Genomic DNA, 15614 nt, shown 5'->3' on the forward strand with positions numbered 1-15614 from the left:
GTGACGAGCCTATTAAGTACGAGCAAATGCCGGGGCACTCGCATGAGTATGAACGTTGTTTGTCTGGACGTTAACTGCGGATTCTTGCGCAGCCTTTTTCTCAGCTTCATTCGTATGAGCAAGCTGCTCTTCCAGAGCGAACAGCTTTACGAACATGTCCATTGCGTCATCTGCTCGTTTCTCGCCCGCCATTTCTTTTATTCGAAGAATAGGATCCTGCATCATCTGATTGACGATACTTTTAGTAAGTTTACGAATGACTTTGAGCTCATGCTCACCGAGTTCAGGAAGCTTATTAGAGATGCTCTGCATCGTTTCCTCATGGACCTCAGCTGACTTCGTTTGAAGCGCACGAATGAGTGGTACAACGCCTAACGTCTTATACCATTGTTCGAACAGTTTCAATTCATCGGCTATCATAACTTCAATTTTAGCAGCTTCTTGGCGACGTTGCTCCAGATTACTCTGAACAATTCCCTCTAGATCATCAATATCATATAGGAATACGTTCTCTACTGCTGCGATAGATGGATCTAAGTCTCTTGGCACTGCAATATCGATCATAAAGAGTGGCTTTGACTTACGGCGTTGCATAGCTGCTTGAACCTGCTGACGATTCATCACGTAGCCTTCCGATCCTGTAGAACTAATAATGATATCTACATCCGGTAATTTGTGAATAGCCTCATCCATCGAACATGGAACTCCGTTAAACTTATCAGCTAATTTTGCTGCTCTCTCGAACGTACGATTGACCACGATAACACGATCAGCTCCATTCGCATAGAGATGTTTTGCCGTTAATTCCCCGGTTTCCCCTGCGCCGATAATCATAACCGTTTTTTTGTTAAACTGACCAAAAATTTGTTTGCCCAGCTCAACAGCTGCATAGCTAACAGATACTGCTGTTTCACCGATCATCGTTTCGGAATGAGCTTTCTTCGCCATCGTTACAGCTTGTTTAAATAACATATTAAACACTGTACCCGTAGTCTTTAATCCTTGTGCTAATAAAAAGGCACTTTTTACTTGACCAAGAATTTGAGTCTCACCAATGACCATGGAATCGAGACCACTTGTTACTCGAAATAAATGTTCAATCGCTTTATCATCTTCATACATATATAAATGGTTCGTGAACTCGCTTCTTGGCAAGTTAAACCACTTTTCCATAAAACTGCGGATGTAATGTCCACACAATTGATGTCTATCTACGATGGCATATAGCTCTGTCCGGTTGCAGGTCGCTACGATGACACATTCCATAATACTCTTCGTATCCATGAGTCCTTTTAGCGCACTCGGTAAATCTTTTTCTGCGAATGCGAACTTCTCTCTCACTTCCACTGGAGCTGTCCGATAGTTAAGTCCAACGGCAATAATGTGCATTAGCGTTCTCCTGCCTCCTTCTTTAGCTAGTACCATAGCCTTGATGTTATGAAATAGTATAGCATAGTTCGACATTCATAAAGAGTTCATTTATGAATAATGTTTGAAAAATTCATTAACATTATTCCCTTATTTCACAAAGAAATAACCATGGATAAGCTCCATGGTTATTTCCATATCGTACAATAAGGAGCTCTCTTAAACGAGCTCAATTTGTTTCATCTTTGGTTCTTCCACTTGCAACTCGCCCATGCCGCGAACTAGCTTCTTCGCATGAGTTGTCTTCGGCTTCAGTACAGCAAGCATGTAATCGATCGCAAGCTGAGGATCAACAGTTTCACCGCAGGTATAACAGTCTAGCGCAGCAAAACCTCTCTCAGGGTACGTATGGATCGAGAGGTGACTCTCTGACAGCAGCACAAGTACCGTTGCGCCTTGAGGATCAAATTGTTTAGCTTGCACGGATAATACAGTCGCGCCACACGCTTCAGCAGCCTCTACCATATTTGATTGCAAAAATTCCGCGCTGTTCAGCAAATCAAAATCTACACCCCACGCATCAACAGCAACGTGTCTTCCGAAAGTTGAGTATTCCATCTTCCGGTTCCCCCTTCCTAGGAATAAAATGTTTAAAAAATTTCATCCGCTAGGACCTACGTCATTCACTTCCCGAGGGATTAATCTCTCGCAACATAACCATGTCCTGAGTGAATCCTGGTTCCTAATTTTTTTGCACAACAATGTTTTCAACGAAACTAAAAATAACATCTATCCGGGATAAATGCAATAGTTTTTTTTGGTAAGGATTGAAATAACAATTGCATTAATCGTTCCGAATCAATGTATGTTTGTCAAACATGTCCCGAAACCGTCTTTAAAAAAAGAAGCAGCCCAATAAATCAGGTGCCTCTCTTCATTCTAGAACGTTATTAGTTTTAAGCCTCAAGTACAAATAACTTGTGAGTTAGTTCCTTCAATCTTTCGTCGATTCCGGCTATTTCTGCCTTATCGATCGTTTGATTGCGCAAATCAAGCAATTCATTTACTGCACCATTGATCAGTCCAATTTCGCGTTCGATCAATCTGCTGTTAAATACCCGCTCCAGTTGTCCAAGTGTGTCTTTGTGTTCGAAGACAACACGGTCACCGGAAGCTATGCTCTCTACAATCTTATGAACGGCACCGTTCCTATAGTAATAGATCATCGTATAATGGCTGTATATTCGGTTGACAATGGCGTTGCCTCTAAAAGCGGAGACCGCTTTGCGCATCGCATTAGTCAGCCTTGGTTCTACAAGACGGCAAGAAAGCTCGCAAACGTAATAGTCTTGTTGACGTTCAAAGGTCAGTCTGACTTCTTCCCTTCCTGCTACATCTTGAAGAACAAGCTCCTGATTGCCGTTATCAAGCACCAGTACTTGCAAACGCAGTTGTTGATCCTCCATAAACGTAATAAATCGAGCCATCTCTTCGTGTTTTAGCTGCAGTTTGGCATTTACATACTCTGTGGCTAGCCGCTTAGCCATAAAAATCTCCTCAATTCTTTTAAGACCCCACCATTTGTTCAGTGACAGCCTTTTCAGCATTGCTTAGTTTTTATTATACGTGATCGGAACGATTTATTCCTGCTCTCCAGTCGCGATATTTGCGCATATTTCAATAAATATCGGTAGAATTCACGAGGAACCCTTACAATTACACTGTATTCTCTGCTTTATAGAAGAACTCCCAGCACTTTCTACCTTATGTGGCAATCGCAGCGGAAATAACGTCCCATAATTGCTCACGACCAAGGCCTGTCTCAGATGAAAACATAACAACTGTATCTCTTGGATCCGTTTCAAGCGACGTCTTGATCATCTTAATATGTTTGTCCCATTTCGATTTAGGAATCTTGTCAGCTTTCGTGACAACGATGCACGTAGGAATCTCAAAGTGCTTCAGCCATTGATACATTAAAATATCGTCTTTAGAAGGCTCATGTCTAATATCGATGATTAAAAGCTGTAGCTTAAGCGGTTCCCGTTCGCGTAAATAAGTTTCAATCATTTGACCAAACTGTTCCCGTTGCGTCTTCGACACCTTCGCATAACCATATCCGGGGAAATCGACGAAATACACCATATCGTTTACACGGTAGTAGTTAAGTTGCTGTGTTTTACCTGGCTGAGAACTCGTTCTAGCCAGATTTTTTCTCATGATCATTTTGTTAATCAAAGAAGATTTACCCACGTTAGAACGCCCTGCCAGAGCTACCTCTGGCAAAGCATCCTCAGGGTATTGATGCGGCTTAACCGCGCTAATGATAAATTGTGCGTCCATTATTTTCATGAAGTCGTTGTCCCTGCCCTCTCCTCTTGCGGTACTGCACGTAATGCATGTTGCAGCACTTCATCCATATGACTCACTGGAACAAACTCCAGTTCATCACGGATGCTATCCGGAATATCCCTTAGATCACGCTCATTATCCTTCGGTAGTAAAATCTTCTTGATGCCAGCGCGATGGGCTGCGAGGGACTTTTCTTTCAGTCCGCCAATCGGAAGAACTCTGCCGCGAAGTGTAATTTCGCCTGTCATAGCAACCTCTTTGGATACATAACGATTCGTAAGTGCTGAAATTAGCGCCGTTGCAATCGTTATACCCGCTGAAGGACCGTCCTTTGGAATTGCTCCTTCAGGGATATGGATATGAATATCATTTTTTTCATGGAAGCTTGGATCAATCCCAAGTTCCACCGCTTTTGAACGTGTATAACTAAATGCCGCTTGTGCGGATTCCTTCATCACATCTCCAAGTTTGCCCGTTAACGTCAACTTGCCGCTGCCCGGCATAACCGTAACTTCGATAACAAGTGTATCTCCGCCAACTTCTGTCCAAGCAAGCCCAGTAACCGCGCCTATTTGATCATTACTTTCTGCTAAACCGTAGCGGAATTTCGATGGTCCAATCCAGTCCTTCACACGGTCAACATCTACATTCATAGGTTCCGAACTTTCACTGGACACAAAGTGCTTGGCAGCTTTACGACACACTGCTGCAATTTGTTGTTCCAAATTCCGCACACCAGATTCACGTGTATACTCGCGAATAAGAAGCTGAAGTGCTTCGTCTGAAATAGTTAGTTGCTCTTCGTTTAATCCATGTTCGCTTCTTTGCTTAGGGAATAAGTATCGAACACCTATTTGTAGCTTCTCTAGCTCCGTATAGCCCGGAATGTAGAGAACTTCCATTCGATCAAGCAATGGTCTTGGAATGTTATGTAGCGCATTGGCTGTCGTTACAAACATTACTTTAGACAAATCAAATGGCACTTCAATGTAATGATCGCTAAACGTATTATTTTGCTCAGGATCTAACACTTCAAGAAGCGCTGAAGCCGGATCACCACGGAAGTCCATTGCCATCTTGTCGATCTCATCTAACAAGAAGACCGGATTTGCGCTTCCCGCCGTCTTCATTCCTTGGACGATCCGACCAGGCATCGCACCTACGTACGTACGCCTATGACCTCTAATCTCGGCCTCATCTCTGACACCGCCAAGTGATATACGTACAAACTTACGACCAAGTGATTTCGCTATTGAGCGGGCTAGAGATGTCTTACCGACACCAGGAGGCCCAACAAGACAAAGAATAGGACCTTTCAGCTTCTTAACGAGCTTCTGTACTGCCAAATACTCAAGTACGCGCTCCTTCGGTTTCTCTAAACCGTAATGATCTTCGTTTAAGATTTCCTCAGCTTTCTCTAAGCTAAGATCATCTTCCGTCGTATTTTTCCACGGCAATGCGAGTAACCAATCGATATAATTGCGAATGACGCCACCCTCGGCTGAGGATGGAGGCATTTTTTCGAGACGGTCAATTTCTTTATTAACCTTCTCCTTAACTGCATCTGGAACACCAGCTTCTTCAAGTTGATTCCGAAGATCCTCGGCTTCACCAGCCCGGCCTTCCTTCTCGCCAAGCTCCTTTTGGATCGCCTTCATCTGCTCACGAAGATAATATTCCTTCTGCGTTTTTTCCATCTGCTTTTTCACGCGCTGATTGATTTGACGTTCTAGTTCAAGAACCTCACGCTCATTGCTTAGCAGATCAAGCAGCAGTTCAAGTCTTGCTGCAACATCAATCGTCTCAAGGATGTCTTGCTTATCCTTAATTTTCAGAGACAAGTGGCTTGTAATGACGTCCGCAAGTCTTCCTGGCTCATCAATATCTGAAACAGCGGCATACGTTTCTGGGGTTACTTTCTTCGAAAGAGAAATGTAATGCTCAAATTGATTCAGTACCGAACGCATTAATGCATCCACTGCTGGATCATCTGTCTCTTCTTCTGGAAGCTCCTTCACTTGCACTTCATAATATTGATCGTTCTCTACATAACTTAGCACTTCAGCCCGCACAACACCTTCAACGAGTACACGTATCGTACCATTTGGAAGTTTAAGCATCTGGCGAACCTTTGCAATTGTTCCGACTTTATATATATCCCCTTCAGTCGGTTCTTCAATATTCACTTCAGACTGCGAGCAAAGCAATATCATATGATCTTCGACCATCGCACGCTCAAGCGCACGAACCGATTTGTCCCTTCCCACATCTAGGTGGAGAACCATGCTGGGATAAACGAGTAGCCCTCTTAGTGGAAGCAAGGGCAGCCGACGACCTTTCGATTTATTAGGTCCCATGCCAGCACCTCCATTCGTTAACATCTACCTTATTTTATCATTCAGCGGAATCAGCCTGCAAATAGGGAATGTTAGACCCAATAAATGGATCAGATATTAAAGGCGCCTCAATATGTTTCGCAACCAAAATAGACTGCGGGAATACATAATCGAACACCTCTTCCACACGATCTGCAGGAATAACCTTTAATCCATTTAAATCAGCAAATATAGCTTGCCAGTTCTCTCTTGGAATAATAACCTGAGTAGCCCCTGCTTGGAAAGCTGCTTCTACTTTCGCCAATACTCCTCCTACAGGCTTCACGTTGCCGTGTATGCCCACTTCACCAGTCATTGCAAGCTTATTGTCTATCGGCACACCAGTAATTGCAGAAGCGATTGCAGTAGCCATAGCTATTCCCGCAGAAGGACCATCAATCGGCGTTCCTCCTGGGAAATTGATATGAAGGTCATAATGTTGAGGGTTTAGCCCGATACGGCGAAGAACAGTCAGCACATTTTCTACTGAACCTTTCGCCATACTTTTTCTTCGTAGTGTACGGGAACCTCCACCTAACTCTTCTTCGTCCACAACACCCGTAATCGTGAAGAGGCCTTTTCCCTTTGTTGCGGGAATTGCACTAACTTCAATTTCAAGAAGCGTTCCGAGGTTAGGGCCATATACAGCAAGACCGTTAACAAACCCAACTTGCGGTGCTGCAGGTATTTTACGATCTGGACGAGGTGGAATTTGGCTACTATTAACGACCCATTCAATGTCCGCTGCCGAAATACGGTCACGCTTCTCCGAGAGTGCCACTCCAGCTGCTAATTGGATAACATTAACTGCCTCTCGACCGTTAGTAGCGTATTTTTTGACAACATCGATCGCCTCGGGGCACGGAGCAAATCCGATTTTTTTGACAGCATTTTCTGCTACCAGTGCGATCTCATCTGCCAAAAGCGGTCGGAAGTACACTTCCATGCAACGCGAACGAATCGCGGGCGGAATATCTTGCGGTGAACGTGTAGTCGCTCCTACCAAGCGGAAATCGGCGGGAAGTCCATTTTGAAAGATGTCATGAATATACATCGGAATATTAGCGTCTTCCGAATTGTAATAGGCGCTCTCCAAAAAAACCTTCCGGTCCTCTAGCACTTTTAAAAGCTTATTCATCTGCACAGGGTGCAATTCGCCTATTTCATCAATAAACAATATTCCCCCATGTGCTTTCGTTACAGCACCTGGTTTTGGTTGCGGAATACCAGCTACTCCCATTGCTCCTGCGCCTTGGTAGATTGGATCATGCACTGATCCGATCAAAGGATCTGCGATGCCGCGTTCATCAAATCGTGCTGTCGTTGCATCAATTTCTGTAAACTTCGCTTCTGGAAGAAAAGGTGAAGTCGGATTTTTTTTCGCTTCCTCTAGGACGACGCGTGCTGCCGCAGTTTTACCGACACCGGGTGGACCGTAAATGATAACATGTTGTGGGTTTGCACTGCAAAGTGCCGCCTTAAGCGCTCTAAGCCCATCTCTTTGACCAATGATGTCCCCCATCGTCTGCGGCCTTGTTTTTTCCGCGAGAGGTTTCGTAAGTGAGATCGATCTCAGCTTCCTGAGTTTATCCATCTCCTTTTTCGACTCCCGATCAACAGCAGTCCGGTTTGTCTTCTGATTTCGAAGCAAATTCCAAAAATACAGACCAATAACAACCGCAAAAAACACTTGAATCAACATTAACACAAGATTTAAACTCATTCCTCCAGCTCCTTTCAAGCGTAAACGGGAATTGTGCCCTTTGGCACCAATTACTCGTTTCGCGGAGAAATATACAGATGATGTTCATCATTTGAACAATCGTATATTTCAAGCGTAAACGGGAATTGTGCCCTTTGGCACCAATTACTCGTTTCGCGGAGAAATATACAGATGATGTTCATCATTTGAACAATCGTATATTTCAAGCGTAAACGGGAATTGTGCCCTTTGGCAGCTATTACCCATACTGAACCGTCAAATATATCCGTATTAACTCAGTATTGCCTCATGGTTGAAGGAATAATCGCAATCTATTTGAAAATGCCGACTATATCAAAAAAAGTGCTAGTACAGGAGAGGCTCCTGCAACTGCACTTTTTAGATGTAGATTATTTGATTCGGGTACAATCTACGCGTGTGCGTGATTTTTACGTCCAGGAATTTCACCTGTCTCCTCAAACACTCTTACAATCTCATCAATTTCTTTCTTAAGCTCGTTCAGCAGTTCTGCTTCAGGCACTTTACGAATCATCTCTCCGTAACGGAAAAGCATCCCCTCGCCCCGAGCTCCAGCAATTCCAATATCCGCTTCCCGTGCTTCACCTGGACCATTAACAGCACAGCCTAGTACGGAAACTTTAATTGGCACTTTAATTTTTGAGATATAATCTTCAACTTCATTAGCGATTGAGAACAAATCAATATCAAGTCGACCGCAAGTCGGACAAGAAACTAGAGTTGCAGCGTTCGTAATGAGACCAAACGTCTTCAAAAGCTCTCGCGCTACTTTTACTTCTTCTACCGGATCTGCACTCAAGCTGATACGTACCGTGTTTCCAATGCCGAGTGCAAGCAAAGCTCCAATACCTGCGGAACTTTTGATCGTACCGGTATGAAGTGTACCTGCTTCTGTAATGCCAAGATGAAGCGGATATTTAATTTTCTCAGCAGCCATGGTGTATGCGGCAATTGCCATTGGCACATCCGATGCTTTAAGAGAAACGATAATATCGTGAAAATCGAGTTCTTCCAAAATGCCGATATGGAATAGTGCACTTTCTACCATAGCTTCAGGGGTAGGATAACCGTATTTTTCAAGTAAGTGATTTTCAAGTGAACCGGCGTTTACACCGATTCGAATCGGAATGCCACGTTCCTTACAAGCCTTTACGACTGCTTCTATCTTCTCACGTCGTCCGATATTACCCGGATTAATCCGAACTTTATCAATCCCGTTTTCTATAGCTAATAGTGCTAATCTATAATCGAAATGAATGTCCGCAACGAGCGGAATATGAATGCGTTTTTTAATCTCTTTGATAGCTTCAGCGGCTTCTTTGTTGTTGACAGTCACCCTTACGACTTGGCAGCCAGCTTCCTCTAGACGTAAAATCTCAGCTACAGTCGCCTCTACATCTGCCGTTTTTGTCGTACACATACTTTGAATGATCACTTCATTACTGCCGCCAATCGTCAAATCGCCGACTTTCACCGCTACCGTATCCTGGCGTAAATACATGTGTATTCTCTCCTATCAAGCGTAAACGATTTGCGCCGGATTAGCGGCAAAGCTCGTTTCGCAGTGAACTTAAAGTACGATATTAGGCCAATTGCTTATAATTTCTTATCTATAAATGCCAAAGTCCACCCTATGAAAAACGGTAAACCGTTCGACATAGGGTGGAAACCTTTGTAGGAACTAAAAATCGCTTAGGCGCTTTCTTCCTTCTTCTTGCCTTTTTTCGTGGAAAGCTCCGGCATGATTTTGTCTTGAACAGATTTCTCTGTAATGAGACAAGTACTCACATCGTCGCGTGACGGCACTTCATACATCACATCAAGCATAATGCCTTCGATGATGGCGCGAAGTCCACGCGCACCCGTGTTACGCTTAATTGCTTCTTTCGCAATAGCATCAAGTGCAGCAGGTTCGAAGTCTAGTTTTACGTTATCCATCTCTAGAAGCTTCTGATACTGCTTCACAAGCGCATTTTTTGGCTCGGATAGAATCCGAACAAGCGCTGGCTCATCAAGCGGCTCTAGCGTTGAGATTACTGGAAGACGTCCTACAAACTCTGGAATAAGTCCGAATTTGAGCAAGTCTTCAGGCAATACCATCGTTAAGTATTCGCCTGCTTTCAAATCTTTCTGCATTTCGCCGGAAGAATTGAAGCCGATAACCTTTTTGCCGATACGACGTTTGATCAATTGCTCTAGGCCATCAAATGCACCACCGCAAATGAACAAAATGTTCGTTGTATCGATTTGGATAAATTCTTGATGCGGATGCTTACGTCCACCTTGAGGTGGCACAGAAGCTACCGTACCTTCCAAAATTTTCAGAAGTGCTTGTTGAACACCTTCTCCTGAAACGTCTCTTGTGATCGAAGGGTTTTCTGATTTGCGAGCTACCTTATCGATTTCATCGATATAGATAATACCGCGCTCAGCTTTCTCTACATCATAATCAGCTGCTTGAATAAGCTTAAGCAAGATGTTCTCAACGTCTTCGCCAACATAACCAGCTTCAGTAAGTGAAGTAGCGTCTGCAATCGCAAATGGAACATTCAATATTTTGGCCATCGTTTGTGCAAGAAGCGTCTTCCCTGAACCCGTAGGTCCTAGTAACAAAATGTTACTCTTTTGAAGTTCAACGTCTTCGATCTTGCTTCCTGAATTAATACGTTTGTAGTGATTGTAAACCGCTACTGACAAAGACTTTTTAGCAAAATCTTGTCCGATAACATAGGAATCCAAGATAGAACGAATATCTCTAGGCTTTGGAATATCTTTCAGATCAAGCTCTTCTTCATTGCCGAGCTCCTCTTCAACGATTTCCGTGCATAGCTCAATACATTCATCGCATATATAGACGCCAGGGCCGGCTACTAATTTACGAACCTGATCCTGCGATTTGCCGCAGAATGAGCATTTTAATTGGCCTTTTTCGTCATTGAATTTAAACATGTACTCACCCCTTCTATTAAATCGTTACGATACCAGGCGAAGTTATAACTTTGTCAATCAATCCGTATGCAAGAGCCTCTTCAGCGCTCATGAAATAATCGCGATCCGTATCACGGTCGATTTTTTCATATGGCTGACCAGTGCGATCAACATAGATTTGATTTAGTTTCTGCTTCGTCTTAAGTATCCAATCGGCATGAATCTTTATGTCAGTCGCTTGACCACGCACGCCACCGAGTGGCTGATGGATCATAACTTCAGCATTAGGTAGGGCAAAACGTTTGCCTTTTGCACCTGCTGTAAGCAACAAGGAACCCATGCTAGCTGCCATGCCCATACAGATCGTGGATACTTCCGGTTTAATATATTGCATCGTATCGAATATTCCCATTCCAGCAGTTACTGAACCGCCAGGGGAGTTAATGTAGAGATGAATGTCCTTCTCAGGATCGTCGGCCGCCAGAAATAGAAGCTGAGCGATAATGGAGTTTGCGACGTCATCATCAATTGCACTTCCTAGAAAAATAATGCGATCCTTCAGCAACCGGGAGTAGATATCGTAGGAACGTTCCCCACGATTCGTCTGTTCAACAACGATCGGTACCAGATTCATGCGACCAACCTCTTTTCTTTTTTGGCATTTGTAATGCTTACCCATTGTAACACGTACGCTTATTGATGTCATTTTTCCAGATACTACAGTATACGGCAACGGTCGTTCGTTATGTACGCATAATGCGTGAATTCACTTTCAGAAAATCAATTATGTAGGGTCAAAATAAGGCACGTATAGAACACGCGCCTTATCTTGGGGTAAAACTTATTATTCTATTCCAGTGTTAACCGGGTGTTTTTAAACTGTCTTGCTGTTATCAAGCAAGAACTTAACTGTTTTGCGAACTTGAATATCTTCTTGCAAGTTGCCGATGTTACCGTTTTTCTCGAAGATGCTGCGAAGCTCTTCTGCAGGACGGTTGTAAGTTTTAGACAATGTCTCAAGCTCAGCAGCCAAATCCTCTTCAGAAGCTTCAAAACCTTCAGCTTTAGCGATTGCTTCAAGTACCAAGTTGTTCAAAACGCGTTTTACAGCGTCAGCACGCATTTGGCCACGAAGAGCTGCTTCGTCTTGACCGGAGAACTGGAAGTATAGATCCATGTTCATTCCTTGCATTTTTAGGCGGCTTTCGAAATCTTTAACCATGTAATCAGTCTCAGTTTCGATCATCGCATCAGGAACGTCTACTTCAGCAGCAGCAGTTGCTTTGTCTACGACTGCAACTTCACGCGCTTGCTCAGCTTCCTTCGCTTTTTTCTCTTGCAATTTGCTAGTCAAATCTTGTTTGAATTCCTCTAGTGTGTCGAACTCGCTAACATCTTTTGCGAACTCATCATCCAAAGCAGGAAGCGTCTTACGTTTTAGTTCATGAAGTTTAACTTTGAATACGACTGGTTGACCAGCAAGATGTTCTGCATGGTAAGTCTCAGGGAAAGTTACTTCGATATCCTTGAAATCACCTAGCTCCATACCAACTACTTGATCTTCGAAACCAGGGATAAAGGAGTTGGAGCCTAGCTCAAGCGAATAACGCTCGCTGTAGCCGCCATCGAATTGCTCTCCATTCAAGTATCCATCGAAATCGATAACAGAAACGTCGCCTTTTTGAGCAGCGCCATCTTCTACTACGGAAAGTTCAGCGTGACGACCTTGCAAACGCTCAAGTTCAGCACCGATTTCCTCTTCCGATACTTCAACCTTAACTGCTTCAACTTCCAAACCTTTGTATTCGCCAAGTGTAACTTCTGGCTTAACAACAACTTTAGCGTTGAATTTGAACTCTTGACCTTTAGCAAATTGAGTTACGTCGATTTCTGGACGATCAACTGGCTCAAGACCATGTTCTTTAATTACTGCTGTGTAAACTTCAGGCAACAAGATGTCGATTGCATCTTGATAAAGACTTTCAATTCCGAAACGGGATTCAAAAATACCGCGAGGTACTTTACCTTTACGGAATCCTGGAACGTTAGCCTTTGCTACTACTTTCTTAAAGGCTTGATCCAAAGCTGTTGCTACTTTCTCTGCACTAACCTCAACATCGATTGACACGATGTTCTTGTCTATTTTTTCCCAAGTTGCTTTCATTTTATGCCTTCCCCTCCAAAAATGCGCATGCATCACATGTTTTCACGTTACATAAACCATTCTATTATAAACAAGATGGACGAGCTTTTCAAGGCTGATCTTCATCTTCACCCGTTTGGAGCAACATTGCAACACTTCGAAGTGACCTGCATGCTTGCTCATAACGGAAACGCATTGCATCGGTAATGCTGTATGTATCACGAATATCATCATCGTTTGCAGACCCGTACAGAGTCAGGTTTAACGTGAGATGTAGCGCTGCCGAGAAACAATCTACTGTTTCATCATCATCTCTTAACATCCACTGATACGCCGTTGTGCCGTACAGATACTGTAAACTTTCTTTCCATAACTCTCTGGCAAAATGAGGCAATGTCGGATCATCAATTTCAGCCACTGCTTCTGTTCGCTCAACAATTCGGCCTATTTGCTGGGGGAAATCGTCCATCGATAATGGAGTAGATTCAATATCCAGCAGTACGTTCTCTTCTAATCGAACGATAGAGATTCCACCTGTTAAACCGCGTTTACGCAGGCACTGTAGCGCTTTGAACTGAACCATTGGATGAATATCTTCCCGCTTCAACCATTCCAACATAATGTCGTTCACGTTTTCCGCTTCGATGAAAACAATTCTTTCAAGCGCGAGCATCTGTTGATCAATCATAGGATGATGTTGCATGATGTACAGCACTTGATTGATATAAGCCTCGTCTTGATTATGAGGATTCAGCAATTGTTCCCTCAAAGCCGTTTCATCTTCAGGCTCGCTCTCTACAATACTGCTTTCCTCATTATCACTTCCATCAGGAAAAGCCATTACAAGCCAATCGAGCAAACTTTCCCATTCCTCATAATGCCGTTTCTCTTGCCCTTGGCATTGAACTAGAAATCGAAGCAATTGTTTGGCTTCCTTGTATTGCTCCGCCTCCAGCATACGAGTTAATTGAATCTGATATTGATCAAGCATGCTGGGAAATAAATATACGTTTTCTTTACCCTCTGTTTGTGGATCTTGAGGAGTTGTAATGATAACACCGCCTTAAGGTATATCCATATGAATCACCCAGTAATCTTGCGATAAATTATACCATGATGAACGCAAATAAAAAAATAATGCCTTATTTCAAAAAAAATTTTTCGAAAGGGTTGCGCATTTCGAAAACTCATGATATATTATTTCTTACGCGTCCCAGTAGCTCAGTCGGATAGAGCACTCGCCTTCTAAGCGAGTTGTCGGGGGTTCGAATCCCTCCTGGGACGCCATATATTTTTATATGAGTGTTCTAACAAATAAAAACCCTCGAAACCCAGTAGTATATGGGATTCGGGGGTTTTCGTTATTTACTAATCGATAATTTGTATACCTCTAGTAGATTGGCTCTACGTTTCGACACTTCTTCAAAAAACAATCCATCTTTAATATGATCGATGTAGAGAATTCCGTCTAAATGGTCCATCTCATGTTGCATACATCTTGCGAGCATACCTTCCCCTTCAATAATCAATTCCGAACCTGATCTTGTAAACGTTTTTACTTTAACATATTAATATCGTTTAACTACCCCAACGTAACCTGGATAGGATAAACAACCTTCGGTCCCTGTTTGTTCTCCGTTACCGCTAATGATCTCTGGATTAATTAATTCGATTAATCCATCTCCACAATCCATAACGATGACTCTTCTAAGAATTCCTACTTGAGGAGCTGCTAAACCAGCTCGACCATCTACTGCGTAAAGTGTTTCTTTCATATCGTCCAGTAGTTTTATTATTTTCGGAGTAATGCCCTCAACTGGTTTAGATCGTTTCCGAAGAATCGAATCTCCAAATGGTACAATTGTTTTCGCTGTCACGATCTACGCCTCCCTTAAACTTGGAGTTGGTGTATGGTTCCAAAGATCACTCGGCTTACAATCTAATGCTGTACATAATGCATCAAGCGTTTCTGCTTTCATTTGCTTCGGCTTTCCTGATATTAGTGCACTAATTGAAGGTGCTGATAGTTTATAGTTTGCTTTTTCTTGTAGAAGACGAGCAAGTTCTGTACCTGACCATATTTTTCTGTCAGCCATCATTTCTCTCAACATCCATTCAAGCAATCCAAACACCTCACAAAAATTAATTAGGCATTAGCTAAATTAATTAGGTACTGCCTAACTAATAAATTGCCACAAAATAGAAATTAAAACAAATTATTCTTTTAATGCAACGATACCACTTGTCTGAGACCGCACAAAAAAAGACACCCAAAAGGATCATTGGTTTCCTTGTAGGAGGACTTCCCAATAAACCTTAAGGGTGCTTCAAATGGTTAAGTATACGATTACGCAGAACTAGCAACCTTCATAATATCCATAAAAGGCACTTTAGTTGTTTCCCCATTATATTCAACGTGAACAAGCTTCGTTCTTGAATCCATCTTTACGATTTTCCCATAAACGAGTTCATCCCAGTTCCAAACTGTAAGCTGTAACTCCGTTTCCCCTTGATACGCCTCTACTAATCTTTCTCCTAGCTCCTCTAGTTCAAATTCATCTCTAGTTGGTCGCTTTGGTCCTCTTGCCATCTTGATTACCTCCAATGTCGTTCGCAAAATTTTCTACCCTTAAAAGAAAACAATAATTACTCTTTCGTTAGTGACAGTCCTAATCGTCATTTTTATATTACAAGTATATACCAAACA

At 42.8% G+C, this 15614-nt stretch carries 13 protein-coding genes, 1 tRNA gene and 1 pseudogene; 1 reads left to right on the plus strand and 14 read right to left on the minus strand.

Features of this window, described 5'->3' with window-relative positions:
- Positions 1-12: 12 nt before the first annotated feature.
- The 11 genes from hemA to I6N90_RS05100 form a co-directional block, all read right to left on the minus strand.
- Positions 13-1389, minus strand: a complete 1377-nt coding sequence (gene hemA / locus I6N90_RS05050; RefSeq protein ID WP_197934374.1) for a glutamyl-tRNA reductase — start codon at positions 1387-1389, stop codon at positions 13-15.
- Between the two features lie 198 nt (positions 1390-1587).
- Entirely contained in the window at positions 1588-1986 is a 399-nt protein-coding gene (gene speD / locus I6N90_RS05055; RefSeq protein WP_197934375.1) for an adenosylmethionine decarboxylase, read from the minus strand.
- A gap of 338 nt (positions 1987-2324) precedes the next feature.
- Positions 2325-2915, minus strand: coding sequence for a non-ribosomal peptide synthetase module (locus I6N90_RS05060; protein WP_197934376.1), 591 nt, complete (start codon positions 2913-2915; stop codon positions 2325-2327).
- Positions 2916-3132: 217 nt separating this feature from the next.
- Complete coding sequence (gene yihA, locus I6N90_RS05065) at positions 3133-3720, minus strand: ribosome biogenesis GTP-binding protein YihA/YsxC (protein WP_197934377.1); 588 nt, start codon at positions 3718-3720, stop codon at positions 3133-3135.
- Positions 3717-6077: an endopeptidase La gene (lon, locus tag I6N90_RS05070; RefSeq protein ID WP_197934378.1), complete on the minus strand. Its 2361-nt coding sequence runs from the start codon at positions 6075-6077 to the stop codon at positions 3717-3719. Before lon ends, yihA begins: the two co-directional genes overlap by 4 nt.
- 37 nt (positions 6078-6114) lie before the next feature.
- A complete protein-coding gene (gene lonB, locus I6N90_RS05075; protein WP_197934379.1) occupies positions 6115-7818 on the minus strand; it encodes an ATP-dependent protease LonB in 1704 nt (567 codons plus the stop codon).
- A gap of 409 nt (positions 7819-8227) precedes the next feature.
- Positions 8228-9337: a flavodoxin-dependent (E)-4-hydroxy-3-methylbut-2-enyl-diphosphate synthase gene (gene ispG / locus I6N90_RS05080; RefSeq protein ID WP_197934380.1), complete on the minus strand. Its 1110-nt coding sequence runs from the start codon at positions 9335-9337 to the stop codon at positions 8228-8230.
- 191 nt (positions 9338-9528) lie between these two features.
- Positions 9529-10785, minus strand: a complete 1257-nt coding sequence (gene clpX, locus I6N90_RS05085; RefSeq protein WP_197934381.1) for an ATP-dependent protease ATP-binding subunit ClpX — start codon at positions 10783-10785, stop codon at positions 9529-9531.
- Positions 10786-10801: 16 nt separating this feature from the next.
- Entirely contained in the window at positions 10802-11398 is a 597-nt protein-coding gene (gene clpP, locus I6N90_RS05090; RefSeq protein WP_197934382.1) for an ATP-dependent Clp endopeptidase proteolytic subunit ClpP, read from the minus strand.
- Positions 11399-11638: 240 nt separating this feature from the next.
- Positions 11639-12928: a trigger factor gene (gene tig / locus I6N90_RS05095; protein ID WP_197934383.1), complete on the minus strand. Its 1290-nt coding sequence runs from the start codon at positions 12926-12928 to the stop codon at positions 11639-11641.
- Positions 12929-13016: 88 nt separating this feature from the next.
- The gene (locus tag I6N90_RS05100) at positions 13017-13898 is read right to left on the minus strand and encodes a hypothetical protein (protein WP_197934384.1); all 882 of its coding nucleotides are present in this window, start codon (positions 13896-13898) and stop codon (positions 13017-13019) included.
- 219 nt (positions 13899-14117) lie between these two features.
- Here I6N90_RS05100 and I6N90_RS05105 point away from each other — a divergent pair.
- Positions 14118-14194: transfer RNA gene (locus tag I6N90_RS05105), tRNA-Arg, on the plus strand.
- Between the two features lie 74 nt (positions 14195-14268).
- Here I6N90_RS05105 and def read toward each other — a convergent pair.
- The 3 genes and pseudogenes from def to I6N90_RS05120 form a co-directional block, all read right to left on the minus strand.
- Positions 14269-14784: pseudogene (gene def, locus I6N90_RS05110) on the minus strand (peptide deformylase).
- A 3-nt stretch (positions 14785-14787) separates the two neighbouring features.
- Entirely contained in the window at positions 14788-15030 is a 243-nt protein-coding gene (locus tag I6N90_RS05115) for a helix-turn-helix domain-containing protein (RefSeq protein WP_197934385.1), read from the minus strand.
- 224 nt (positions 15031-15254) lie between these two features.
- Positions 15255-15497 (minus strand): YolD-like family protein, encoded by a 243-nt coding sequence (locus I6N90_RS05120; protein ID WP_232242535.1) that lies wholly within the window; start codon positions 15495-15497, stop codon positions 15255-15257.
- Positions 15498-15614 lie beyond the last annotated feature (117 nt).

This window comes from Paenibacillus sp. GSMTC-2017 (assembly GCF_016019935.1).
In the GTDB taxonomy this organism is placed as follows: Bacteria; Bacillota; Bacilli; order Paenibacillales; family Paenibacillaceae; genus Pristimantibacillus.